The organism is Burkholderia sp. AU30280, from assembly GCF_020420125.1.
Taxonomy (GTDB): domain Bacteria; phylum Pseudomonadota; class Gammaproteobacteria; order Burkholderiales; family Burkholderiaceae; genus Burkholderia.
On the sequence record NZ_JAIZRY010000016.1, the window covers coordinates 167,328 to 188,777 of the forward strand.

21 protein-coding genes and 2 pseudogenes are annotated in these 21,450 nt (G+C 65.8%); 14 read left to right on the top strand and 9 right to left on the bottom strand.

The window, feature by feature from the left end:
• The first annotated feature begins 41 nt into the window (after nucleotides 1-41).
• From LGN17_RS30400 to LGN17_RS30415, 4 genes and pseudogenes are all read left to right on the top strand, one after another.
• On the top strand, nucleotides 42-2,624 hold the full coding sequence (locus tag LGN17_RS30400; RefSeq protein ID WP_226200737.1) for an EAL domain-containing protein: 2,583 nt from the start codon (nucleotides 42-44) through the stop codon (nucleotides 2,622-2,624).
• Between the two features lie 167 nt (nucleotides 2,625-2,791).
• Nucleotides 2,792-3,004, top strand: coding sequence for a hypothetical protein (locus LGN17_RS30405; protein ID WP_006497261.1), 213 nt, complete (start codon nucleotides 2,792-2,794; stop codon nucleotides 3,002-3,004).
• A 366-nt stretch (nucleotides 3,005-3,370) separates the two neighbouring features.
• A pseudogene (locus tag LGN17_RS30410) lies at nucleotides 3,371-3,535 on the top strand (VOC family protein); the annotation flags it as partial.
• 240 nt (nucleotides 3,536-3,775) lie between these two features.
• On the top strand, nucleotides 3,776-4,603 hold the full coding sequence (locus tag LGN17_RS30415) for an alpha/beta hydrolase (RefSeq protein WP_226200738.1): 828 nt from the start codon (nucleotides 3,776-3,778) through the stop codon (nucleotides 4,601-4,603).
• 86 nt (nucleotides 4,604-4,689) lie between these two features.
• Here LGN17_RS30415 and prfH read toward each other — a convergent pair whose 3' ends face one another.
• Both prfH and LGN17_RS30425 read right to left on the bottom strand, forming a co-directional pair.
• Nucleotides 4,690-5,304 (bottom strand): peptide chain release factor H, encoded by a 615-nt coding sequence (gene prfH / locus LGN17_RS30420; protein WP_175969989.1) that lies wholly within the window; start codon nucleotides 5,302-5,304, stop codon nucleotides 4,690-4,692.
• Nucleotides 5,298-6,446: an RNA ligase RtcB family protein gene (locus LGN17_RS30425; RefSeq protein ID WP_226200739.1), complete on the bottom strand. Its 1,149-nt coding sequence runs from the start codon at nucleotides 6,444-6,446 to the stop codon at nucleotides 5,298-5,300. Before LGN17_RS30425 ends, prfH begins: the two co-directional genes overlap by 7 nt.
• Before the next feature lie 733 nt (nucleotides 6,447-7,179).
• Between LGN17_RS30425 and LGN17_RS30430 the strand changes: the two genes are divergently transcribed.
• Together LGN17_RS30430 and LGN17_RS30435 are read left to right on the top strand one after the other, a co-directional pair.
• Nucleotides 7,180-8,049 (top strand): RNA ligase family protein, encoded by an 870-nt coding sequence (locus LGN17_RS30430; RefSeq protein WP_226200740.1) that lies wholly within the window; start codon nucleotides 7,180-7,182, stop codon nucleotides 8,047-8,049.
• Nucleotides 8,050-8,090: 41 nt separating this feature from the next.
• Nucleotides 8,091-9,224, top strand: a complete 1,134-nt coding sequence (locus LGN17_RS30435; RefSeq protein ID WP_226200741.1) for an AAA family ATPase — start codon at nucleotides 8,091-8,093, stop codon at nucleotides 9,222-9,224.
• Nucleotides 9,225-9,284: 60 nt separating this feature from the next.
• Here LGN17_RS30435 and LGN17_RS30440 read toward each other — a convergent pair whose 3' ends face one another.
• Together LGN17_RS30440 and LGN17_RS30445 are read right to left on the bottom strand one after the other, a co-directional pair.
• On the bottom strand, nucleotides 9,285-9,968 hold the full coding sequence (locus LGN17_RS30440) for a hypothetical protein (RefSeq protein ID WP_226200742.1): 684 nt from the start codon (nucleotides 9,966-9,968) through the stop codon (nucleotides 9,285-9,287).
• A gap of 62 nt (nucleotides 9,969-10,030) precedes the next feature.
• Nucleotides 10,031-10,657, bottom strand: a complete 627-nt coding sequence (locus LGN17_RS30445) for a 5-formyltetrahydrofolate cyclo-ligase (protein ID WP_226200743.1) — start codon at nucleotides 10,655-10,657, stop codon at nucleotides 10,031-10,033.
• A 470-nt stretch (nucleotides 10,658-11,127) separates the two neighbouring features.
• Between LGN17_RS30445 and LGN17_RS30450 the strand changes: the two genes are divergently transcribed.
• The 3 genes from LGN17_RS30450 (at nucleotide 11,128) to LGN17_RS30455 (ending at nucleotide 12,183) form a co-directional block, all read left to right on the top strand.
• Nucleotides 11,128-11,499, top strand: a complete 372-nt coding sequence (locus tag LGN17_RS30450; RefSeq protein ID WP_226200744.1) for a GFA family protein — start codon at nucleotides 11,128-11,130, stop codon at nucleotides 11,497-11,499.
• Nucleotides 11,496-11,624: a hypothetical protein gene (locus LGN17_RS36600; protein ID WP_264166112.1), complete on the top strand. Its 129-nt coding sequence runs from the start codon at nucleotides 11,496-11,498 to the stop codon at nucleotides 11,622-11,624. Before LGN17_RS30450 ends, LGN17_RS36600 begins: the two co-directional genes overlap by 4 nt.
• Nucleotides 11,625-11,727: 103 nt before the next feature.
• Nucleotides 11,728-12,183 carry a MarR family winged helix-turn-helix transcriptional regulator gene (locus tag LGN17_RS30455; RefSeq protein WP_226200745.1) on the top strand — a complete coding sequence of 152 codons (456 nt, stop codon included), beginning with the start codon at nucleotides 11,728-11,730 and terminating at the stop codon, nucleotides 12,181-12,183.
• Between the two features lie 48 nt (nucleotides 12,184-12,231).
• Here the strand turns inward: LGN17_RS30455 and LGN17_RS30460 are convergent, their stop codons facing one another.
• From LGN17_RS30460 to LGN17_RS30470, 3 genes are all read right to left on the bottom strand, one after another.
• Nucleotides 12,232-12,948, bottom strand: coding sequence for a GNAT family N-acetyltransferase (locus LGN17_RS30460; RefSeq protein ID WP_226200746.1), 717 nt, complete (start codon nucleotides 12,946-12,948; stop codon nucleotides 12,232-12,234).
• A gap of 98 nt (nucleotides 12,949-13,046) precedes the next feature.
• Nucleotides 13,047-13,775: a sensor histidine kinase gene (locus LGN17_RS30465; protein ID WP_226200747.1), complete on the bottom strand. Its 729-nt coding sequence runs from the start codon at nucleotides 13,773-13,775 to the stop codon at nucleotides 13,047-13,049.
• Nucleotides 13,772-14,437 (bottom strand): response regulator transcription factor, encoded by a 666-nt coding sequence (locus LGN17_RS30470; RefSeq protein ID WP_226200748.1) that lies wholly within the window; start codon nucleotides 14,435-14,437, stop codon nucleotides 13,772-13,774. The genes LGN17_RS30465 and LGN17_RS30470 overlap by 4 nt, the downstream gene beginning before the upstream one ends.
• Before the next feature lie 284 nt (nucleotides 14,438-14,721).
• On the opposite strand from LGN17_RS30470, the gene LGN17_RS30475 reads away from it, so the two are divergent.
• Both LGN17_RS30475 and LGN17_RS30480 read left to right on the top strand, forming a co-directional pair.
• Nucleotides 14,722-15,249, top strand: a complete 528-nt coding sequence (locus tag LGN17_RS30475) for a DedA family protein (RefSeq protein ID WP_226200749.1) — start codon at nucleotides 14,722-14,724, stop codon at nucleotides 15,247-15,249.
• Nucleotides 15,250-15,290: 41 nt separating this feature from the next.
• Complete coding sequence (locus LGN17_RS30480; RefSeq protein WP_226200750.1) at nucleotides 15,291-16,007, top strand: class I SAM-dependent methyltransferase; 717 nt, start codon at nucleotides 15,291-15,293, stop codon at nucleotides 16,005-16,007.
• 240 nt (nucleotides 16,008-16,247) lie between these two features.
• Here the strand turns inward: LGN17_RS30480 and LGN17_RS30485 are convergent, their stop codons facing one another.
• Together LGN17_RS30485 and LGN17_RS30490 are read right to left on the bottom strand one after the other, a co-directional pair.
• Nucleotides 16,248-16,577, bottom strand: a complete 330-nt coding sequence (locus LGN17_RS30485) for a DUF4148 domain-containing protein (RefSeq protein ID WP_226200751.1) — start codon at nucleotides 16,575-16,577, stop codon at nucleotides 16,248-16,250.
• Nucleotides 16,578-16,644: 67 nt separating this feature from the next.
• Nucleotides 16,645-17,064 (bottom strand): organic hydroperoxide resistance protein, encoded by a 420-nt coding sequence (locus LGN17_RS30490; protein WP_226200752.1) that lies wholly within the window; start codon nucleotides 17,062-17,064, stop codon nucleotides 16,645-16,647.
• Between the two features lie 300 nt (nucleotides 17,065-17,364).
• Here LGN17_RS30490 and LGN17_RS30495 point away from each other — a divergent pair.
• The 3 genes and pseudogenes from LGN17_RS30495 to LGN17_RS30505 form a co-directional block, all read left to right on the top strand.
• Nucleotides 17,365-17,679, top strand: a pseudogene (locus LGN17_RS30495) (LysR substrate-binding domain-containing protein); the annotation flags it as partial.
• Nucleotides 17,680-18,117: 438 nt separating this feature from the next.
• Nucleotides 18,118-18,438 carry an H-type lectin domain-containing protein gene (locus tag LGN17_RS30500; RefSeq protein ID WP_226200753.1) on the top strand — a complete coding sequence of 107 codons (321 nt, stop codon included), beginning with the start codon at nucleotides 18,118-18,120 and terminating at the stop codon, nucleotides 18,436-18,438.
• A 500-nt stretch (nucleotides 18,439-18,938) separates the two neighbouring features.
• On the top strand, nucleotides 18,939-21,230 hold the full coding sequence (locus LGN17_RS30505; protein WP_226200754.1) for an Ig domain-containing protein: 2,292 nt from the start codon (nucleotides 18,939-18,941) through the stop codon (nucleotides 21,228-21,230).
• The last annotated feature ends 220 nt before the right edge of the window (nucleotides 21,231-21,450 follow it).

Consider the following 21,450-nt stretch of genomic DNA (forward strand, 5'->3'; position numbering starts at 1 on the left):
CGCGGTGGCGATCCCGGCGGGTCGAATACAGGAGAACGGTCGTGAACGAGGAAAATGTCGATGCACCGGTGATTCTGATCATCGACGACGATGCGATGACGCGCCTGCTGGTCGTGGAAACCCTCGAGCCGGAGGGTTTTCGCGTCGAGGAAGCAACCGGGCCGCAGGAGGGCATCGACGCGTTCCTGCGTCATCGTCCCGCCGTGGTGCTGCTCGACGTCGAGATGCCCGGCGGCGACGGCTTCGCCTGTTGCCGCCGGTTGCGCGCGTTGCCGGAAGGCCGCCGCGTGCCGATCGTCATGCTCACGGGCAACGACGACGACGCGTCGATCGCCAATGCCTTCGACGCCGGCGCGACCGATTTCGTCTCCAAGCCGATGCGCTGGAAGCTGCTCGGCTACCGGATCCGCTACCTGCTGCGCGCCGCCGCGACGCTCGAAAAACTCGCGACCGCCGAGATCAGCCTGACGCATGCGCAGGCGCTCGCGCATCTGGGCAACTGGGAGTATCAGGCCGGCCGGATCGACGGCAGCTGGTCGCCGGAACTGTACCGGATCCTCGGCCTCGACCCCGAGCGCACGCCGCCGACCTTCGATCGGCTGCTGCAAGCCGTTCCGGTCGACGAGCAGCCGCTGTTGATCCAGTCGTTCACGAGCCTGCGCACCGAGGGCGCGCCGTTCTCGCTCGAGCATCGGCTGATTCACCCGGACGGCACCGAGCGCCACGTGCTGCACCACGCGGAGGCGGGGCGCGACCTGAACCACGCGATCATCCTGCGCGGCATCGTGCAGGACATCACCGAGCGCAAGACGCAGCAGGGGCGCATCGAATACCTCGCCAACCACGATGCGCTGACCGGCTTGCCCAATCGCAACCTGCTGAGCGACCGCATGGAGCAGGCGATGTCGCAGGCGCGGCGCACCGGGCACCTGGTCGCGGTGATGGTGCTCGACCTGGATCGCTTCAAGCACGTCAACGACACCTTCGGCCATTCGGTCGGCGACGGCCTGCTGCGAGCCGTCTCGGCCCGGCTCAAGGCTGCCGTGCGCGACGGCGACACGGTCGCGCGGCTCGGCGGCGACGAGTTCGTCGTGATGCTGGTCAACCTGTCGACCGCGACGGATGCGGACGCGGTCGCTCGCAAGATCCTGAACACCTTCAGTGCGCCGTTCATGCTCGACGGACATGACCTGCACGTGACGACGAGCATCGGCGTCAGCGTTTGTCCGACCGACGGCATCGACGCGGAGACGCTGCTGAAGACGGCCGACGCCGCGCTGTATTGCGCGAAGGAACGCGGGCGAAATGGCTACAGCTTCTACACGCGCGAGCTGGGCGCCCGCGTGGAAGAACAGGCCGAACTCGAAAACGCGCTGCACGAGGCCGTCGCGAACGGCGAACTGGAGCTGTACTACCAGCCGAAGGTCGATCTCAAGACCGGCCAGATCAGCGGCGTCGAGGCGCTGATTCGCTGGCGCCGCCCCGGAATCGGCGTGATTCCGCCCGACCGCTTCATCCCGATCGCCGAGGAAACCGGGCTGATTCTGCCGATCGGCGAATGGGTGTTGCGCACGGCCTGTGCGCAGGCCGTCGCGTGGCGTCGGGACGGGTATGCGCCGCTGCGGATCGCCGTCAACCTGTCGGCACGCCAGTTCCGGCAGCAAAACATGGCCGACGTGGTGCGCAGGACGCTGCGGGATACCGGCCTGGAACCGGCCTGGCTCGAACTCGAGTTGACCGAAAGCGTGCTGATGCAGGACCGCAACGCGATCGCGAACACGCTGCGCCAATTGAAGGCGCTCGGCGTCGTGCTGTCGCTGGACGACTTCGGCACCGGCTATTCCAGCTTGTCGTACCTGAAGGACCTGCCCATCGATGTCGTCAAGATCGACAAGTCGTTCCTCAGCGACGTCACCACGAGCGCGGAAGGCGCGTCGCTGACACGCTCGATCATCGCGATGGCGGAGTCGCTGCACATGGAGACGGTGGCCGAGGGCGTGGAGACGGAAGCACAGCTTTCGTTCCTGAACCGGCACCGCTGCCATGCGATGCAGGGCTATTACTTCAGCCATCCGGTCACCGGCACGGAAATCGCAGACATGCTCTCCGCCGGCTCCGAGCTTCCCGAGCATTGCCGGCAGCGCGAGCTGCTGCACCGGACGCTGCTGGTGGTCGACCGCGACCCGGCCGTCCTGCAGACGCTCAGGCAGGCGCTGGGCCGCGACGGCTACGACATTCTCGGCACGACCGATCCCGCCGACGCGCTCGACCTGCTCGCGCAACATCGCGTCGGCGTGATCGTGTCGGACTTCCGCATGCCGAACCTGTCCGGGATCGATCTGTTGCAGCGTGTCAAGGCGCTCTATCCGGACATCGTGCGCATCCTGCTGTCGGGCCATGGCGAAGGGCAGTCGATCGCCGCCACGCCCGGCGACGGATCGGTCCAGAAGCTCCTGATCAAACCGTGGGATGTCGCGCTGTTGCGCACGCACATCGCCGAGTCGTTCAAGCGGTTCGAGCGCAGCATGTTGCACAACCGGATAGGCATCGACGCCGCCGGCGTCGGCATTCGCCCGTCTTCCGTCCGGCCCGTCGAAGCGGCCGCTCCCGGCGATCCCGCTTGAGCGACGCGCCGACGCTCGCGCGTCCCGTCCGGTGCCCCCGGTGCGAACGGGCAGGCGAAACGACCACGAAAAGGGGGGCGATCACGGCGATCCCCGGCATGCGGTCGGGGATATAGGGAAAACCCTTATCTTCGGCTATAATCATGGCCTAGAAGAAAGGTCGAACCATGCCTGAACGTTTCCAAACCCTTGAAAAATTTGTGTTTTCCCTCGTCGTGATGTCCGCGGTCGTGTGCTCGGCATTCCTCGCGTACGAGCGTCACCCCGAAATCAAGATCGCGCTGCACGAAGGCGAAGCGCTGATGCGCGAGAGCGCCAAGTACTCGGTCATCTGCTCGCCGTCCAAGGTCGATCCTTGCGTCGAGATGTCGGCGTACTGAGATTCGCGCCGATAGCGGTGCGCGGCTATCGAAACGGATTTTTTCAGCAGTCGTCCGATTCAGTTTCAGACTGGCCCTACAGCGTTGGCGGTCCGGATTCCCTAAAGTAGAGCCCATCAGGCATTCAGAAACCGGCCGCAAGATAGGGCGGATGCACGAACCCGTTACGTGCCGAGTCGCTGGCGTAAGCAGCCCCCGAATTCAGCCGGCCCCGCTTCGAGCCATCGAGCGGGGCCGTTCAGTTTGCGCGGTTCAAATCGCCTCCCGCCATGCCATGCGCCACGTGCGTCGCACCCCATGCCGCGGCGCGCCGCCCACGAACGCGGCGACGTTGTCCACGAGCTGATCGGCGAGCGCCTGCATCGCTTCGTCGCGTCGGTGCCGCTCGACGACGTGATCGCGCACCTGAAGCGCGTCGAAGGGCCGATCGTCGAAGGGCCCGTCGAACGCACGGGCGCGACGCGGAAGATCCGGTCGGTCGACGTGCGCGATCCCGGCCTGCACCTGATCGAGATCTCCGAATTGATCTGAGCGCCCGGCGCACCGCCGGCTGCATCGGGCCTTCACGCTCGCGCATGCGAACCTGATCACGGTGCGACCGCATGCCGCGCCGATCTCCCGCCGAAAACGGACAGACGGTTTCCGCGCTCGCCGATTCCGGATAGCCGCCCCGTGCCGCGCTGCGGATAATGCGTGCATCGGCGACTGAGAAGCCGCCTTCGCACCGGACCTTGCGTCCGCGCTTCCGCAACCCGAACCAGGCAATTCCCGATGACGATCCTCTATCGCGGCATGGACCGCACGGCGCTCGACGCCGCTTATCTGAACACGCGGGCCGTTCCCGATTTCCCCGCGTTGCTCGCGTCGATGCAGGCGCGCAGTGCGGCGTTCTACGACATCGCGTCCGTGCGGCGCGACCTGCGTTACGGCGCGCAACCGGCGCAGCGTTTCGACTGGCTGTCGTGCGGCCAGCCCGATGCGCCGCTGTTCGTGTTCATCCACGGCGGCTACTGGCAGCACTGCGCGAAAGCGGATTTCGCCTACGCGGCAAGCGGGCCGCTCGCGTGCGGCTTCGACGTGATACTCGCCGAATACACGCTCGCGCCGGTCGCGACGATGACCGGCATCGTCGGCGAGATCGGTGCGCTGCTCGATTACCTCGCGAACGACCCCGACGGGCTCGGCACCGCGAAGCGGCCGATCCACCTGAGCGGCCATTCAGCCGGCGGCCACCTGACGGCCGTGCACCGCGCACATCCGGCCGTCGTCTCGGCGCTCGCGATCAGCCCGCTCGTCGATCTCGAACCGATCTCGCTGTGCTGCCTGAACGACAAGCTGCAACTCACCGCGCACGAGGTCGAAGCGTACAGCCCGTTGCGCCATATCGGCCCCGGCGCGCCGACGGTCGTTGCGGTCGGCGAAGCCGAATTGCCCGAACTCGTCCGGCAGGCACGCGAGTACGCGACCGCATGCGAAGCGGCGGGCGAGCGGAGCGTCCACGTCGGGCTCCCCGGCATGCAGCACTTCGACGTGCTCGACGATCTCGCGAAGCCGGACGGTGCGATGCTCGCCGCATTGTTGTCGATCGCGCCGCGCTAGGCGCGCCGTACCGCGCTCACGCGGCCGGGCGTGTGAGCGGTGTCGGGCCGCCGGCGCAACAACCACCGGCGGCCAGGTGCTCGGGCTTAGTCAGCCGGCACGAACGCCGCCCCGTGAAACACGCGCACGGGGTTGCCGCGCTCCAGCGCAAAGTGCTGCATCCGCCGCTGCCGGCGCGCATCGGATGCGTGACGGTCGGCTTCCTGCTGGAGTCTGACCTGCAGCAACTGCAGCGCCAGGCGCTTGTTCGCGTGCTGGCTGCGCTCGCTTTCCACGCGCACCGACAGGCCGGTCGCGACATGGGTCGCACGAATCGCGGAGCTCGTCTTGTTCACGTGCTGGCCGCCCGGCCCGCGTGCGCGCATCGCTTCGAACCGCACATCGCCATCCGGCAGCGGCTGCGCGTCGGCACAGCGCGTGACGCCGATGAACCAGTTCTTGCGCGGATGGCGCAACCGGTACGGGCTCGCGCAAATCCATTGCAGCGTGCCTGTCCAGCGATCCGCAAGCGCCTGCGCGCCGGCGCCGTCGAGATCGAGCAGCGCCGAGCGCAGCGTGCCGGGCCGTTCGCCCGGCTGCGCATCGAGCACCGTGACGACGACGCGCAACGCATCGGCTTCCGCCTGCAGGCGCCGCAACGCATTGGCCGCGGCAAGCTGGCACTCGAGCGGGCCGTGCGCGGAAGAAATCTGCATCAGCATCGGCCAGCCTCCCCGGATGTCTTGTAGGTCAGTACCGGCGCGAGCCGTGCCAGCCTGCGCAGCAGGCCGGCCGCCTCGAGCGCGTCGACGACGCTGTCGATCGGCTTGTAGGCCTGCGGGGCTTCCTCGTACAACAGGTCGCGATCTTCGCAAATCACGTGGCTGCCAAGCGGCGTGCGCGTGAGTTGCGACGGCGTGAAGCGCCGTTCGAGGCGCCCCTTGCAATCGCCGCGCGCCCATTTGCGGCCCGCACCGTGCGCGAGCGACGCCAGGCTGGCCGCATCGTCGGGCCGCACCGGCACGACGAGGTAGCTGTAGTCGCCGCGCGACCCGGGAATGACGACCGGCCCTGCGTCGGCCGGCGTCGCACCCTTGCGATGCAGCCAGCCCGGCTCGCCGTCGACGGTCGCACGGCTCACCAGGTTGTGGTTCACGTCGAGCACGCACCGGCCATCGGTGCGCCAGCGTGCCAGCATGCGCCGTGCGATCAGGTCGCGATTCGCGATCGCGTAGCGCAACGCCGCATCGTGACGCGCGAGGTACGCCGTGCACGCGGCATCCGCGTCGTCGAGGCCGTTGTAGCCATGCTCGCGCATGTGTTGCTCGAGGATCGACTGGCCGAAGCCGCGCGACCCGCTATGCACGAGCAGCAGCAGGCGATCGGGATCGAGACCGAGCGCCTCGACGGCATCGGTGTCGTACACCGCGTCGATCCGCTGCGCCTCCGCGAAATGATTGCCGCTGCCGATCGTGCCGAGCGACGCCGCGTACGCATGATCCGCGAACCCGGCGGCCGCAATGAGCGGCTGCCAGCTCGCATCGGGCTCGGCGTCGATCGAGCCGAGCCGGCTCGCGAGCTTCGACGCACTGACGCGCCGCGCATCGAGCGCGGTCTGCCACAGCGCCATCCCGCAGCCGATATCGCCGCCGATCAGCGCCGGATAGAGCCGGCCCGTCGAAAAGAACGCGGCGCCGACCGGGTAGCCGCGTCCGGGGTGAAGATCGGGCATGCCGGCGACGCGCCGCATGCCGGGGAGGGTGGCAGCGTGTTCGAGCTGCCGGATGGCCTCACCTTCGATCCAGGTGGTGGCGCAAGCGCACAACGTGATGCGCTCGCCCAGGTATTGCATGGAAGTGCCCATGGAGGTTTCCGTTCGATGAAAAAGTAGAACGGCGGGCCATGGCGCAGGCAGCGCACACATGCGCTGCCCGGCATCGGAAGTCGGGAAGAGGGCGGCACGACCGGACCGGAACGACCCGGCTCATCGCCGGGACGGCGATATGTTGTGCTGCTTGGCGTGAACGATGAAACGAACGGACGCGAAAAACCCGGACTACGACCCGCGACGGGAGGAGTGCTGGCGTGACGTCATGATTTTCTTCTCCTTGCGAGTGAGGGGTTGATCGGAATGGCGGCGACTCTAGCATGCACGCGACGGGCGCAGCAAGCGGGCGGCGCAGCGCAACCCACCGAATCATCCTTCGATGTGGCGAAAAACACACATATAGGAATCCGGATCATTTCCCCGTCGATGACGCGCAAGGCGCGCCGCGGCAGGCATTCGACCTACGCAGACAGCCGCCACGGATATGCCCGACCACGCTTGACAGCGCAAAGGTCGTTTCGTAGCATCCGCCTGCTTCATCCCTGAACCCTCATCGAATCGGTGATCCAAGTGCCCGCAAACATTCGTCCCTTCGCCTGATACGCCGACGACTGCCGCCCCGGCCGCGTGTCGTCCTGCCCGTTTCCGTCTGCCTCGCGGCGCGGAACAGCGATCGCAGGGCCGCGCCCGGACACGCACTGACACCGCAACGCACACCCCATCGTTCGTTCACGTCGTCGGCTTCTTCCGTTGTTTCCGGAGAAAGACCATGACGTTGGATTTCCGCGCATACGCGCAATCGCTCGACCTCGCCCGCTACCCGCGCACACCGCACCTCGAAGGCTCGCGCCTGCAGGGCGGCGACGAAGGTCACGACCACATTCCTTATCGCACCCTCGCGGGCGCGCATCTCGTCGTCGAGGAGAAGCTCGACGGTGCAAACACGGGCATCAGCTTCAGCCCGGCGGGCGAACTGCTGCTGCAGTCGCGCGGCCACTATCTGGCCGGCGGCGGCCGCGAGCGGCAGTTCGGGTTCGTGAAGACCTGGGCCGCCGCCCATGCCGGCTGGCTGCTCGACCGCCTTGGCGATCGCTACGTGATGTACGGCGAGACGATGAGCAAGAAGCACGCGGTGTTCTACGACGCGCTGCCGCATCACTTTTTCGAGTTCGACGTGTTCGACCGCGCAACGGGCCGTTTCCTGTCGACGCCCGCGCGTCGCGCGCTGCTCGCCGACGGGCCCGTGCTGTCGGTGCCCGTGCTGTACGAAGGTATCGCGCCGGTGCGGCTCGCCGACCTGAAGGCGCTGCTCGGCCCGTCGCTCGCGAAGACGCCGGACTGGCGTCGCGCGTTCGAGGAAACGGTGCGGCGGCAAGGGCTCGACCTCGCCCGTGCATGGCGGCAGTGCGACAAGTCGGAGCACTCCGAAGGGCTCTATGTGAAGGTCGAGACGGACGACACGACGACCGCGCGCCTGAAGTGGGTGCGCCACGATTTCGTGCAGGCCATTCTCGAATCGGCACGCCATCACTCGGAGCAGCCGTTCATCCCGAACCTGCTCGCGCCGGGCGTCGACCTGTATGCACCGCGCCCGACGGTCACGTGGCCATCGCGCCTCGCCGCGCACCCGGGCAAATGAATGCGGAACGGCCGTGCGCCGTTTCGAGAGGAGTCTTGATCATGAAGTACGAACAACTTCAGGCACTCGTGCCTGTATCCGGCCGGCAGCCGGACTATCATGCGTGTCTCGCGGCATTTCCCGCGCTCGAACACGCGAAAACGACACCGCAGGAGCCCGCGCACCACGGCGAAGGCGACGTGTGGACGCATACGATGATGGTGATCGATGCGCTGCTCGCGCTGCCCGAGTACCAGGCCGCATCGCGCGTGGACCAGGAAATCGTGTTCCTGGCCGCGCTGCTGCACGATATCGCGAAGCACAGCACGACGGTCGTCGATCCGGTGACCGGTGTAATCGGCCATCCCGGTCACTCGCGCAAGGGCGCGATCGATGCGCGGATCGCCCTGTGGGATGCCGGCGTGCCGTTCACGGTGCGCGAGGCGATCTGCCGGATGATCGCCGTGCACCAGGTGCCGTTCTTCGCGATGAGCGGATCGCGCCGCGGCACGCCCGAGTTCATCGCACGCGAGCTGTCGTGGCAGGTCAGCCTGCCGCTGCTGTGCCTGCTCGCCGAAGCCGATATTCGCGGGCGCATCTGCGCCGATACGCAGCGCGTGCTCGACAACATCGAACTGTTGCGTGAACTGGCGAGGGAAGACGGCTGTTACGGCCAGCCGCGCGCGTTCGCCGATGCGCACACCGCGCTCAGCTACTTCCGTGGCGCGGACGTGCATCCCGACTATCCGCTGTTCCGTCCGCCGGGCTCGCAGGTCGTCGTGATGTCGGGCTTGCCTGCGTCAGGCAAGAACACGTGGGTTGCGCGGCATCATCCGGATCTGCCGGTCGTGTCATTCGACGATGCGCGCGATGCATTGGGGCTGCGTCACGGACAGAACGAGGGCACCGTCGCGCACCATGCGATCGACGCCGCGAAGGCGCTGTTGCGCGCACAGAAACCGTTCGTGTGGAATGCGACGAACCTGTCGCCGCTGATGCGCAAGAAGACGCTCGACCTGCTGTTTGCATACGGTGCCGACATCACGCTCGTCTACCTCGAACAGCCGCGCGCGGCGCTGTTGCGTCGCAACGCGCGGCGCGACACGTCGCTGACGAACCGCGCGCTCGAAGCGATGCTGCTGCGCTGGGATCTGCCGCTGCCGACCGAAGCGCACGCGGTGCGGTACGAAGTCTGACGCGACAACGTCACGACACGAGCCAGTACGCCGCACGTCACCGCGGCATACCGGCTCGCTTCATTTCAGCGCCGGATTCTGCTGCGTCGCGCAAGCGCGCAGCGCGGTGGCGAGATCGGCCTTGCCGAGCTTCTCGAACAGATCGGCCATCTCCATCTGCGCGACCGGATCGCCTTCGCGCGCCGCGCGCCAGCGCAGCGACGCGATCATCCCGCTCATGCCCTCGCCGGGCGTTTCGCCGTCGTAGCCCGACATCGCCTGCAGGACATCCGCGAGCTTGTTGTAGCCGGCCGGCACGTGATGAACGAGCAGCCATGCAATCGCCGGCTGCGCGCCTTCCCAATCCTCGTCGTCGAGCGAACTGCTCGCCAGCCGCGCGGCCGCGCGCCACGAACCGAGCGACGCGGCCTTCGCGTACGCCTTGTCGGCGTCGCGACCGCGCGGCGACGGCGCCGCGTCGAACGCGGCCTGCGCGTCGGCCGATGGCGGCGGCAATGCGAGCTTCGTGCATTGGAACGCGCCGGTATCGGGTGCGTTGCCGGGCAGGCCGGCCCAGCGCGCCTGGTCCTTCAGTGCGCGATCGAGCGTGGGCCGCACGTCGCTTTCCTTCATCGACGCGAACACCCAGTCGGTGCGGACATGCCGCGCGGCGTCCCAGTCGCTTTCGGCGACGGCGTGTTGCGTGACGATCAGGCAGGTGGCAAGGCAACCGATACGGAACATCGTTCGGGCGGGAATTCTCATGGTGGATTCCGTTGAAGCGCGACGTGGACGTCGCATTGCGGCAACGCCGCGATGCCATGGCCCTAGTGGGCCAGGACGAGAATCGTGGTGAGTGCGATCGGGGCCAGCGCGATACCCAGCAGCCCGAGCGCACCATCGGCTGCCATCGTGATCGGCGAAAGCGCGAGCTTCGCTCCCTTGCCCAGCACCGACGGCCGCTCGATCACCTTGACGTCGTACGCGTGATTGAACGCCTGCGGGATCGACGAAGGCGTGACGTCGTTCGGCTGGTAGCGCTTGCCGCTGATCGTACCGCTCTCGGTCAGCTTGTAACCCCGGTCCTTGAAACCGTCGGCGAGCGCGCGTTCACGCAATTCGGAGCCGGACGGTGCGTCGTCGCGCGAAAGCTGCAACACATAACGTCCGGTGATCTTGTCGCCGTGCGTCTCGAAATCGTCGAAATCGGTGTACAGCTTGGGGCGATAGGGGGCCGTGAGAGTGACGGCGAGGGCCGGCGGCACATCGAAAATGTAGTGATACTGCTTGCCGATGACGACGAGGCTCTTTCCGTCCGCGCTGATCAGAAATGCCGACAGCGTTTCCCGGTATTCCGGGTCCTGCATCATGCGATTGGTGATGGGACCGAAGTCGGCGTTGGAGCAGCCGGCGAGCAGGCCGGACGCTGCCACGGCGGGCAGCGCGAGAAACATTCTTCTTTTCATGGGTGCGGGTTGGATGTTGTTCGTTATTCAGCGAAACCGCTTGAATGTCGGACGCTGCGTTCGATGAACGCGGCACCCTGACGGCCGATCATGCGGTTTCGTCGCCTGCGCATTGTAGGGCCAAAACGGCAAGTGCAGTATCCCCCTGGCAAAGCATCGCGCCCGTGCGAGACAGACTGCTCGCTCTCTTGCGGGCCGCCATCGCATCCGTTTCGAACGCGAAACGCGGGCGGAGATCGAGCGGATGCGGCGCGTGCCGGATTGATCGGACGATCCGCGGGCGGCGAGCCGCAGGCACATGCCGCGATCGATGACTGCCCCGATCCACCGCCTCCATACGCCCCCGTCCGCCGCCGATTTGCAATGTTCTGTATCTGCACGAACGGCGGATACATTGCGATACAACGCAGCTTCGGGCGTCCGCTATAAAGCAGGCATGACCTCTTCGGGAATCCACCATGTCTGCAACCTGGTTCAAAGGGTCCTGCCATTGCGGGGCCGTCAAATTCGAAGTCAGAGCGACCGTGACGCCGGCGGTTCGCTGCAACTGCAGCCTGTGCCGCCGGCGCGGCGCGCTGATGAGCCCGATGTTCGCCGCAAGCGAACTGAAGATCGTCGAAGGCGAGGGCGCGCTGACGTGCTACCAATTCAACACACGCACGGCCCATCACTATTTCTGCAGCCATTGCGGCATCTATCCGTTCCATCAGACGCGCATGGATCCCGCCTGCTGGCGCGTCAACCTCGGCTGCCTCGAAGGTATCGATCCGTATGCGCTCGATGCAACGGTCGCCGACGGCGCGAGCCTCTCGATCGTGGAGGACGCATGAAACGCTGGCTGACGATCCTGCTGTTCGCCGCAGGCGGGCTCGCGACCGAAATCGCGCATCCGGTGCAATGCACGCTGCTGTCGGTCAGCCGCATGCAGACCGGCAAGCGCCGCAGGGCAGGCTGACGGCGCGCCGGTTCATCGAAACACGATTACCATGCTTCCGATAAGATCGCACGCGATATATAATGCGTCCATCTGCGGCCGCTCGCGTCGCTGGAGGACGTTCATGAAACCGACCGAAGCCCCATCCGCCGCCGCGCCGAAGCTGTCCGAGTTCCTGTGCTTTGCGATCTACTCGACGAACCTCGCGTTCGGCAAGGCCTACAAGCCGATCCTCGAAGCGCTCGGCCTCACGTATACGCAATACATCACGATCATTGCGCTCTGGGAGCAGGACAACCAGACGGTCGGCCAGCTCGGCGAGAAGCTGTTCCTCGAATCCAATACGCTGACGCCGATCCTGAAGAAGCTCGAGGCGATGGGCTACCTGGAGCGGCACCGCGATCCGTCGGACGAACGCCAGGTACTCGTCAGCCTCACGAAGCGCGGCCGCCGCGTGCGCGAGAAGGGGCTCGACATGAATCTGGTCGAAGCCACCGGGTTGAAGCCGGACGAATTCGCCAAGATGCAGAAGGCGATCGTCACGCTGCGTGGCAACCTGATCCGCTCGACCGACGAATAAACGTCCGGACAAACCGCGGCCGGCACGTGCGTCGCGCCGGCCGCGTCGTCATGCGTGCTCGTCGCCCAGCACCAGCAGGTGCATCTCGCGGCGGACGACGAAACCGAGGGCGAGATAGCGCTCGATCGCAACCTGGTTCGACGTGAGGACGTGCAGGAAAGGCGTTTCCGCGCGCGCATCGATCTCCGCAATCAACGAGCGCATCAGACGCGCCGCCAGCCCTTGCCGCCGGAACGCGGCATCCACGCAGACGGCGCTGATCTCCGTATACCCGTCGACCTGCATCCGCTCGCCGGCCATCGCGGCCAGCCTGCCTTCGCTGCGAATGCCGATGTAATGGCCGAGCTCGAACGTGCGCGGGCCGAACGGGCCAGGCTGCGCGGCCGTTGTCAGCGCGAGCATTTCCGGCACATCGGCTTCGGCGAGCGTGACGTAGCCGGATTCAGGCGCAGGGTCGAGCGTCCGTTGCCAGACCATCTGCAACAGGTTCGCGCGCCGGATCGCCGACAATCCCGCCGGCGGCTCGAGCACGTCCGGCGTGACCAGTGCCGCCGGCCCGTGTGCGGCGATCAGCGTGCGCAACGCGTCGAACGATGCCGCGCTCGTGTCCTCGATCGCGGCGAACGGCGCGATGGCCGCCGGAAACCGTCGCGCACGGTCATTGCCGAGCGCAAAGCGGCGCTGCCTGCCCGCCAGCGCGTTCCACACCACATGGTCGAGCGGGTGCGCACTGCCTGGCGCGTTTCCGGTCGTTGCATCGGACATCGGCGGCTCCTCGATTGACGGTTTCGATGGCACAGCATAGACCGGGATCGGCCGGGCAGGGCGCGGCGCCTGCACCGGCCGGATTGTCGGCGCTCGCACTACCGCTGCCAGTGCGCCGGATCCACCCATATCGGGAACGACAGGACCACCGCCAGCCCGCTCCCCCCGATCCCGGTCGTCACCTCGACCGACCCGCCGTGAGACTCGGCGATTCGCGCGACAAGCGACAGGCCGATGCCGCTGCCCGGCTGCACCGTCCCCGGTACGCGATAAAAGCGTTCGAAGATCCGCTCGCGTTCGCCGACCGGCACACCGGGCCCGTCGTCCGCGATCATCACCGCTGTATTGAACAACCCGAGTTGCAACGCATTGCTCGCCTTCTCCTGCCAGGTCGTGGCCGGGCCGCCCGTCTGAACGTGAATCCTGCCCGCCGGATCCGACAGCGAGTAGACCCTCCAGGTCTCGTCGTGCGCGGCGCCGCGACCGGCGCTCATGCCGTAGCCGTCCCGCAGGTCAGCCTTGAGCGCCGGCCCCGGCGCATCCGCGCTGTGCATCACGTTGCGGCCGTCTACCCAGACCTGGAACGCGATGTCGTACCTGCCATACGCGGCTTTCGGCACGACCGCCTGGGCGTTCGCTTCGGGCAGGCGATCGATCGTATCCGGCAACGACAGGAGCAGCAGTTGTGCGGCGCTCTCGAGCATGCCGTCGCGCCAGCCGCGCTGTTCGCGCCACAGGCCGATGCCGAGAAATGCCCCCCAGCTCGCCCAGAACACGACGACCGCCGCCATCACGGTCGCGAGCAGGCGCACGCGCAGCGACTTCATGCCGGGCTCTCCCCGACGCGATAGCCGAAGCCATGCACCGTCACGATCAGTTCGTCGCCGAGCTTGCGCCGAAGCTGATGGATGTACACCGCGATCGTGTTGCTTTCGATTTCGCTGTCGTTGCCGTACACGCGCTCTTCAAGCTGCGTCCGCGTGACGACGCGGCCTTGCCGCTCCATCAGCGCGAGCAGCGTGCGGTACTCGTGAATGCTGAGCGCAACGGGCTCGCCGGCGCGCGTGACTTCCTTGCGCGCCGGATCGACGTGCACGTCGCGGTAGATCAGGCGCTCCGACACGCGGCCCTGGCTGCGGCGCGTCAGCGCGCGCAGCCGTGCGTAGAGCTCGTCGAGCTGAAACGGCTTCACGAGATAGTCGTCGGCGCCTGCGTCGAGGCCGCGGATCCGGTCGCTCAGCTGATCGCGCGCGGTCACGATCAATACCGGCGTCGGGTCGTAGTTCGCGCGCATCGCGGCGAGCAGCGTGAAACCGGACGCGCCCGGCAGTTGCAGGTCGAGCAGCACCGCGTCGTAGTCGTGGCCGACGAGCGCGAGCCGCGCGGCCGGCACGTCGGCCGACCAGTCCGCGCGCCAGCCGTTCTGCCTGAGGCCCGCGCAAACGGCGTCGGCCAGCATGACATCGTCTTCCACCAGCAGGATATGCATGGGTTTCGCTCCTCGAATGTCGAGGTCGCCAGCCTGACCGACCGCGATTAAAAACTTCTTAAAGCCGGGAGGCCACGATGCGTGCCAATCGCCGCATTGCCGGTGCAATGCATCTGGCGTTTTCTCGAGAGGCTCGCGATGACCGTGTCACGTCCTGCAATTCCGTTGCCGCAATGCAATGCGGCACGAAGCGCCACCTTCACGCCGTCCCGGTGCGGGCCATTCTGGCATGGAAGGTCGCGCACGTTGTGCCCGTTGCGCGCCTGCCGCGCGGGAGCCGTGCGATGAACCCGCTCGCCACGCTCGTCCCGTTCGGTCTCCCGCTCAGTCTGGCCAGCGCCAATGGCATCGCCTGCCTCGTCGGCCTGTCACTGGTCGAACGGCTGATCCCCGTACTGCCGTCGCACGTGCTTCTCACGATGATCGGCGTCGCCAGCGCGCAAGGTGCATGGACACTGCCGGAAGCCATCGTCGTCACGGCGCTCGGCAGCTTCGCGGGCTGCCTGTTGCATTACGCGCTCGGCAACCTGTGGCCGGAAGACAGCGTGCTGGCGCTGCTGCGCCGCGTCGCGCCGCTGGGCAGGTTGCAGCCCGCACGAATGGACGCGCTGATCGACGGAATCCGCGCGCGGCCCACGCGGCTCGCACTCTGGTCGCAACTGGTGCCGTTCGTGCGGCTCGTCGCACCGGCGCTCGCCGGCTTGCTGGAAACGAGCTTCGCGCGATTCGCGTCGGGCGCCGCGGCCGGCATCGCGCTCTGGAACACGCTGTTCATCACGGTGGGCTACCTGGCCGCGCAAGCGGCCGCATAGCCACCTGTCGTTGACCGATCGATCCCGCCTGGAGCCTGTCGATGCGAATCCCCGAATGGATGCTGTTCCTGCGTACCTGGTTGCGCAATCCGCGCCGGGTCGGCGCGCTCGCGCCGTCGGGCCCGGCGCTCGCCGCGCTGATCACCGCGGACATCCCGCGCGACGGCGCCACCGTGATCGAGCTCGGTGCGGGCACCGGCGTGTTCACGCGGGCACTGCTCGCGCGCGGCGTCGCGAGCGACCGGCTGGTGCTGGTGGAAGCCGATCCCGCATTTGCGACCGCGCTGCGGCGTCGGTTTCCCGCGTTGCGGATCATGCAGATGGATGCGGCGCAGCTCGGCATGACGGGCGACTTCTTCGGCGGGGCGCGCGCGGATGCAATCGTGAGCGGATTGCCGCTCGTCGCGATGCCGGTCGAACAGGCGGTCGCGATCGTTCATTGCGCGTTCGCGCGCCACCTGGCTGCCGATGGCGCGTTCTACCAGTTCACGTATGTGCCGCGCTGCCCGATCCCGGTGCGCTACCTGGAAGCCATGCGCATTCGCGCCGTCCGAGTTGGCGTCGCGTGGATGAACTTCCCGCCTGCCATCGTGTATCGCTTCGAACGCAGGATCGATGCAGCTGGCCATCAGTGGCCCGGTGCGCGTCCGTTTCTCGATGCGGTTGCGGAGGCAACGATTTTGCGAGGCGTCGATACCACGCCATCGCTCAATTCAAACGGCGTGGGGCCGTCGACGGAAGGAAGTCCGTCATCGTGAACGCGCTCGGGTATGGCGTGCTGTTCGGCCGGCCACGGCTGCCGTTCCTACTTCGACAATCACCGGTCGCGAGAGCCGGCAGCCGCATTGGCGCTGCGCGGCAGGCACGTGTTGCATGTCGACCTGCAACGTCACGCTCCGTCGACTGCCGATGAGGAGCGCGCCGTGCTCGCGCGACCCCGTTTCTCACACGTCGTATCGAACTGCCCGGATTGGCGCGACGACTTCAACGCGCCATGCTCAATGGCCAAAGTAGATCGATCTCTTGACCGTGCGAACTGGGCTACGGCTGCCGGACTGCACCGCACCGCCAACGTCGCTGCCGTAACCGGACGCCTGCTCGTTGCCGGCGACCGCATCGGCGGCATGGATCTGCGTGAGTGCCGCCTGGAGATCGTCCGGATAGGTGGCGTCGGTCGCACGGTTCAGCGGGTAACCGGCCTGTTGCAGCTGCGCAAGCTCGGCGCGCACCTGCGCACGCGTCACGGTGGATTCGCTGGAGAACGCCGGAGCGGCAACAGAGGCCGAAACAGCGACGAGAAGGACGGCGATCAGTCGGGTATTCATCATTCACCTCGAGAAGAAACAAAGGAAAACGGCATTCGGCAAGGCGGCGCCAGGCCGCCTGATGCATCGTTCAAGCGATACGGATGTCGACGTCGATGTTGCCGCGCGTCGCCTTCGAATACGGGCAGGTCTGGTGTGCGGCATCGACGATGCGTTGCGCGATGTCGCGATCGAGCCCCGGTACGCTCACGTTCAGACGGGCCTGCAGGAAGTACGCGTTGCCGGCGGTGCCGAGATCCACTTCGGCGTCGACCGCCAGATCGGCTGGCAGCGTCACCTTCGCGGCACGCGCCGCAAGCTGCATCGCGCCGATGAAGCAGGCCGACCAGCCGGCCGCGAACAATTGTTCCGGGTTGGTGCCGCTGCCGGCGCTGCCCGGCGACGACAACTGGATGTCGAGGCGGCCGTCGGAACTGCGGGCCGTGCCGTCGCGGCCGCCCGAAGTCGTATGCGTCTTGCCGGTGTACAGCACTTTTTCGATCTTGCTCATCATTTGCTCCTTCAGGGAACCGGTTTATGTCAGATGCGATTCGATCGCATGCGATGGAGTTTCGTCGAGGCGACCACCTACGTCAAGCGTATTCGATTCAATCGCATGCGATATTTTGTATGTCAATGTATCTGGAGCGTGTGCAGCTTTGCCGGACAAGGCTTTCAGACGATCGATCACCGATATTCGACGAGCGGCGAATCCGGGCAGGGTGGGTGAAATCGCTGTCGGGAAGGGGTGACCGCCTGACTGGGCGGCCGATCGGTCAGGCAGGCGCGAGCTTCGCCGACGGCCATATAGCTGCCGAGCAGCGGGCGGCCGATTCCGTGGCTGTTCAACGATGGCTCGGAAGAACTCGACGTCGCGACGACCGGCCGCTACGGAACGTCGGGGGAGTACCTTGCCGGTGTGCCGCTCGCGCGCAGCGGTGCGGGCCTGTTCCAGACGTATCGCTTCATCATCGAGCAGGATTTGTGCGCCGGCGCGCTCGTGGAAGTGCTGCCCGGCCTCGGCGGCCGGTCGCGGCCACTCATGCTGCTGTATCCGCATGCGCGCGTTTTGTCGTCAGGCGTACGTACATTCGGCGACTTTCTCGTCGAGCATCTGGCGCGCGCCGGCCACGCAGCCGGCCGGGACACGCGCCATACGGGCCGGCGCATCGCGCCCGGCGCCGGTTGCAATCTCGAACCCCACCGTAGAGCAACAGTCATGCGTCGGGAGAACAAGTGCGGGGAGGGGCGGTGGACTGCGGTCAGCGCAGCCGGTCAGCACGTTCAGTGAGGTTGTACGTCAGCCGCTCGCAGTCCTTTCGCGACAAGGGCATGCGTTACCGCGACGGTGTCGCGTGCCGTTCATACCAGGCGTCGACATCGCCCGGCCAGCCGCTCGCTTGGTGGTTCGACCTCCATTCCGACGAACCCGGATCGCTACCTCAGTCGTGTAATCCCGTGTAATCGCTTTCGCAGTGCGCTCGACCTACCTTTGCTTCGAGCGGAGTGCTTTCGCGCACGGATCACCAACGACGTCAATCGTCTTGTCCATAAGGAGCTCGAAATGCTGGAAAGAATCGTAGCGAAGCAGGCAGTCGGCAGCTATCAAAGCGGCGACCGGAGTTCCTGGAAAAACCCGCCGCTCAATGCGCAGATCACGTTCCCGGGCACGTTTTCGACTGCTCCCGTCGTCATCGTGACGGCCCTGCAGGACCCCAACGACGCATCCTCTTATCCGGACACGTTCTCGGTGACGGTGACCAAAGTCACGACGACCGGTTTCAACGTCAATATCACTCGCGAAGATGCGGTGTTCCCCGATTACTCGGGCACTGATTGGGGGCAAAACCTCTACATTGCATACATCGCAGAGGTTCCGAGCTGATCAGGAAACATGCCGCTGTCATGCGGTTGCCGTCTCCTCTCGAGCTACGCCGGTTCCACGACCGGTAGTTCGGTCAGGTAGTACGGCGGCGGGCCAGCCGCCGCGATCCAGCGCGGCTGGCCGCCATCGGAACGGATTGCCTTGCAGCATGCCCCGCGGCGAGCGTCATTGAGGCAGTCACGGTGCGTCGCTTGTCATATGCCGTCCACAAGGATCGCGACGCTGATCCCGCGGCCCTGATCCCGGAAGGGGCGAGCTCGAAGGCTGGTGTGCTCGCCCGTCGATGCAGGATCGCCGGCGTCGACAACCTGCCCGGGCGTTCGAAGCCGTCCGCCAGATCGGCTGCGTCCAATGATCCGGGATATCCGCCGACCAACGTTACATGTATGCCAAGGGGATCGGTTAGATATTCCAAACATGGGCTCACGGCATGCGTGAAAAGGATGCAGTGGTGAAACTGCGTCGCCGGTGCCCGCTCGTATCGTCAGGAAAGTCGAAAAATGAAAAGCACTCTGCACATTCCGGCCGGCTACTTGACGCTGGGCCTGGACTCCACCGGCGCTGTCGTCGAACTCGTCGATTCCCGCAGCGGCCACGACTTCATATCGCCCGGGAAGTCCGTCCCGCTCGTCAGTCTCGTGATCAATGGACAACAGGTGATGCCCACTGGCGTCCGATGGTCGTCCGCTGACAACACGCTTTTCTTCGTGAGCGAGACGCGTCTCGGATTCGAGGCCGATGTGCGCGTCCTGCAGAAGAACGGCTACGCCACCTTTAAAGTCACCCGGGTGCTGATCGCCAACGGTGGCGACGTTCAGACGCTGCTGTGGGGGCCATTGCCCCTTGTGATCAACCACACCGTCGGCGAAGCGGCGGGCGTGGTGCGAAACAACGATTTTGCGATCGGCCTCAAGCCGCTCAACGATCGCACCGAAGGCGCGTGGCCCAAGGAATATCCGCAATACGGCTGGGAAAGCGACGTCAACCCGAATCCGTACAAGCTGACGGTGGCGGACATGGAACCGTGGAGCGTGGCCGCCAAGACTTCGTGGGGGGCCGTGCTGCGCGCCTTCACTTTTGACTATACACGCGAGCGTACGCGGCTCAACCCCAACGGCTCTCCGATTCCGCTCGGCCCGCTCGACATCAACGGCACGGTAATCGGATCGAAAATTGCGCTATACGGTTGCGAACCGGATCTCGTGACGACTCTGTTGTCGTTCATCGCGTCGGGCGAGAACCTCCCGTATCCGACCCAGAACGGCCAATGGCAGAAAGTCGCCCAGGCCAGCAGCCAGTCGTTTCTCGTGCTGGCCGATCTCGCGACCAGCAATGTCAACCAGGCTGCCGGCTTCGCCAAAAGCGCCGGAATCCACTACATCTACTCGCTTCCGATGAACTATCGCGGGCCGTGGGCCTATACCGGGCATTATCGGTTCGACGCCAGCTTCGGCAGCAGCGACACCGGCGCTGCACGGCTGGTGGCTGCTGCAAAAGAGCAAGGTATCCGCGTCGGCGTTCATACCATGTCGGACTTCATCAGCACCGGCTCGGATCTCCCGCTCGTCATCGACCCGTACGTTTCGCCCTCCCCGGACCCTCGTTTGGCTACGGGCGCACAAGCCGCTTTGTACCAGCCATTGAGCGCGTCCAGCACGGCGCTCTCCCTGCCCGTATCCGGACCGGTGCAGGCCGCGATCAACGGAAAAATGCTGCGTATCGGCAATGAGTTCGTCTCGTTCGACAGTTTCCGAATGGTCGGCAAGGTATGGCAAGTCAGCGGGCTGCAGCGAGGCCAATGGGGCTCCGTCGCGGCCGACGCCCCGCAAGGTACGCCCGTGGCGAGGGTGATCGTGAATTCGTATGGTGGGGCCACGGGCGGCCTCGGCATCATCGACGAGATTGCTGTCCGGTTCGGGACGCTGCGGAACGACGTCGGCATCCGGTCCCAGTCGTTTGACGGTGTGGAATCCGCCAGCCTCTCCGGCTGGGGCAGCTTTGGCATTGCCCGTTTGATAAACGGTACCTACGCAGCCCAGACCGGGCACGATGGATACATCAGCGAGACCAGCCGGATGACCTCGAATGCGTGGGACGTGCTGACCCGCGCGAGTTGGGACGACACGATGGATCAGATGTTCCTCAACAATGATTTCTACCAGGCCAACTACCTGCCGGGCATGCTTGGATGGCTCACTTTCACCCGCGTCCCGACACTCGACGCCGATATCCTGTTCCAGGTCGAGACCCGCCTCGCACGCGGCGCGGGGCTCAACGCCGGCACCGGCTTCTGGTTTACGATGGCCAACCTGTCCTCGAAACAATCACTGACGCCTCAGATTCTCGAGAAAATCAAGCAGTGGGAAACAGCCAGAAATCTGGGTGCGTTCACCGAGCAGCAGAAGCTCGCGTTCCGCGATCTGAATACGCACTGGACCCTGACGGTCGTCGGTTCGGGGCAGAGTTGGTCGTTACAGCAGTTGAAACCCGACAAGACCCCGATCGGAAAGCCGCAGACCGTGTCGGCGCCGACGCCGCAACTGAGCCCCACGGTTCTGCCGGATGCCGCGCGAGGCACGCTCTACGAAGCGAGAATCACGACGAATACGCCCGCGACAGTCCATTTTTCTGTGACCGGCGGGGCGTTGCCTCCAGGTCTTCTACTCAATCACGACACCGGCGGGATCGTCGGGACGCCCGGCAACACCGGGCGCTATTCCTTCACCGTCACGGCCACCAATGACGGGGGACTGGCTGACGCGCGAGCCGCTTACACGATCAGGGTGCGCTGAAGCATCGCCCCCAAGCTAGGCCGGTTTCGCGGGCTATCACGCTTGCATTCCCGACGCGCGTCGCGGCAGCGGTGCGGCGCGCGTTGTTCTGGTGATGCCTGCGGATTCGTCGTGTGACGAGCCGATTCGTCGGCCGCGGAGCACGCAGTTGGATAAATAGATAATGACGTCTGGATAACTTTTCTTATCACAACATCACGATTTTAAATCCAAACTCGTC